The following is a 564-nucleotide window of genomic DNA, read 5'->3' as shown; positions in this document are numbered from 1 at the left end:
CATCCGTGCGGACATTGGCACCGTCCTTGGCGAACTGGTCCAGCAGATAGCCGTTGGCGCCATGAATCTCGACGCCATCGAAGCCCGCCTCAATGGCGTTCGCGGCTGCTTGCCGGAAATCGTTGACGATCCCCGCAAGCTCGTCGAGCGCCAGCGCGCGGGGCTCCGAAACCTCGGCAAAGCCGTTGTTCACGAACGTCTTGGTCGCGGCCCGGATTGCCGAGGGCGCCACGGGCGCGGCGCCGTTCGCCTGCAGATCGACGTGCGAGACGCGACCAACATGCCAGAGCTGCAGGAAGATACGTCCGCCCTTGGCGTGCACGGCTGTCGTGACCTTGCGCCAGCCGTCGATCTGAGCCTGGGAGTAGATGCCGGGCGTGTCTTGGTAACCTTGTCCCTGCCGCGAGATCTGCGTGGCCTCGGAGATCAGCAGGCCGGCCGAGGCCCGCTGGCCGTAATACTCGGCGGCAAGATCGCCCGGAACGAAGCCCGGGCCAGCGCGATTGCGCGTCAGGGGCGCCATGACGATACGATTGGAGAGGGTCAGCGAGCCGAGGGTATAGG

1 protein-coding gene is annotated in these 564 nt (G+C 66.1%); it reads right to left on the bottom strand.

Going from position 1 to position 564, the window contains the following annotated elements; genetic code table 11:
• Window positions 1-564 (bottom strand): oxidoreductase (locus tag NKH03_RS34935; RefSeq protein WP_502913591.1); only part of this gene is annotated, 564 nt, incomplete at both ends.

It is taken from the genome of Mesorhizobium sp. M1406 (assembly GCF_040317555.1).
In the GTDB taxonomy this organism is placed as follows: Bacteria; Pseudomonadota; Alphaproteobacteria; order Rhizobiales; family Rhizobiaceae; genus Mesorhizobium.
Note: the sequence above shows the minus strand (reverse complement) of the source record. Positions and strands in the feature narration are given on the sequence as shown.